This is a genomic window from Kitasatospora sp. NPDC050463 (genome assembly GCF_040655255.1).
Classification (GTDB): domain Bacteria; phylum Actinomycetota; class Actinomycetes; order Streptomycetales; family Streptomycetaceae; genus Kitasatospora.
This window is the reverse complement of record NZ_JBFAJO010000212.1, coordinates 1-1,850: the sequence shown is the minus strand read 5'-3', so window position 1 is coordinate 1,850 and position 1,850 is coordinate 1. Positions and strand designations below refer to the sequence as shown.

Here is a 1,850-nt window from a genome sequence, read left to right as displayed (position 1 = left end):
CGCTACACGTCCGACGGCAAATGCATCTGGACCGAGCTGCCTCTCCCCCAGGCATAGGCGACCGCCTGGAGCCGCCAGACCGGTTCGACAACGGGCCCTTAACTAAGCGGTTGTTGTCTTTCCGGGCTTGATGGCTGTGTTTCAGCTGGTCAGGCGTAGGGTCGGCGGTCCCGTGGCGCCGAGCTCATGACGACACCCAGGCGACGACCTGATCGCCTTGGAGCGCACCCGCACAGCCGGCTGGCAGGAACTGCTCGCCTACTCCGACCGCGTCTCGGCCGAGCGCCGCGAGCAGTTCCCCGACCCCGAGCAGATCATCGAGCGCCAGACCTGGCCGCCCGAGCAGAGCACCGCCCTGGAGGAGCTGCGCGCCGCCTACCGGGCCGCGCCCGCCGCGGTGCGCCGGCACCCGGTGATGGCCCGCGCGCTGGAGGAACGCTGCTACTACGCCACGGAGCTGGCGCTGCGTGAGAAGAGCGCCGCACCGGCCCCCGCGTGACCCGGCCGCCGCCCGGCCGCCGTGCGCCGGGCAGTGTGCCAACCAGGCTGCCGGCCAGTAGGCAGCGAGCCGGCCAAACGCCACCGACGACGGCGAGGTGATGATGCTGGAGGCGTTCGTCGACCTGGGCGAGGACGACCACCTTCCGGGCCTGGGGGTGGGTTGGTGAAGTCGGTCGGGCGTGGGTCTGCCACCGGGTCTTGGACCTGGTGGCAGGCTGATTTGTTCAGTCGGTGTTGCTGGGGCGGCGGGCGAGGGCGCCCGTGATGGTGAGCAGGACGAGCAGGACACCGGCGAACCATGTCATTGCGGTGGTCACGGTGGTGTAGAGGGTGGCGATGCCGATGCCGATGGGGGGCAGGGCGAGGCCCAGGTAGGCGATGAGGAAGAGTCCGGCGAGGGCTTCGCCGCGTTTGGCCGGTGTGGCCATGGCGACGACGGTGGCGACCGCGGACTTGAACAGCATTCCGGCGCCGATGCCGGCCACGATGCCGGCCACCAGGAACACGGGGAGGCTGGCGGTGCGTATGCCGACGGCCAGTGCTGTCACCCCTGTGGCCTGGGCGAACAGGCCGATGTTCCTGCGTACCCTGGTGTTGAGGCGGCCGGTGAGCGACTGGGCCGCCGCGGCGGCACCGAACACGGTGAACACGATCAGCCCCGCCAGTGCGCGGGACGGGTGGTGCAGGGTGTGGCCGACGAATCCGGGGGCCAGTGAGGTGAACAGGCCGAAGACCGCGAAGGACGCGAAGCCCGCGGCCGCGGCGGCCACGTATCCGGGCGGGTCGCCGTGGTCGGCGCTGACGCGCTGCGGGCGGTACTTCGGCCTGACGGGCTGCTGCTGGATTGTCTCGGGGGTGAGTGCGACCGCGGCGACGCTGATCAGCAGCAGGGCGCCGAAGACGAGGTAGGGCAGGCGCAGCGGTGCGTTGAGGTACTGGGCGAGGAGGCCGGCGACGAGGGGGCCGAAGCCGAGGCCGCCGATGTTGGCGGCGGTGGAGACGATCTCGAAGCGTTGTGGTGAGGCGCCGGGGCGGTGCGCGGTGTGCAGTTCGTGCAGGTGCGCGGTGGCGGTTGCGGTGAGCATGCCGACGCCGAGGCCGGTGACCAGCCTGGCGAGGAGGAGGACCGGTAGGGAGGGTTGGGTGAGGAAGAGTGCGGCGGCGGCCAGTTCGAGCGTCAGCGCCGTGATCAGGATCTTTCGTCGGCCGGTCCGGTCCGAGATGTGTCCGGCCAGTAGCAGGCTGGTCAGTACACCGATGGCGTAGACGGCGAAGACGATTGTGACGGTGAACGTGGAGAAGCCGTCGCGTGCCTGGTAGAGGGGGTACAGCGGTGTCGGGACGGTGGA

Annotated in this window: 2 protein-coding genes; one reads left to right on the top strand and one right to left on the bottom strand. The window is 70.4% G+C overall.

The genetic code is table 11. The features are described from left to right. Positions 1 to 217: 217 nt before the first annotated feature. A complete protein-coding gene (locus AB0J08_RS41555) occupies positions 218 to 499 on the top strand; it encodes a hypothetical protein (RefSeq protein WP_360645387.1) in 282 nt (93 codons plus the stop codon). Between the two features lie 226 nt (positions 500 to 725). On the opposite strand, the gene AB0J08_RS41550 is transcribed toward AB0J08_RS41555, so the two are convergent. Further along, a partial coding sequence (locus AB0J08_RS41550; RefSeq protein ID WP_360645384.1) for an MFS transporter occupies positions 726 to 1,850 on the bottom strand: 1,125 nt, incomplete at its 5' end.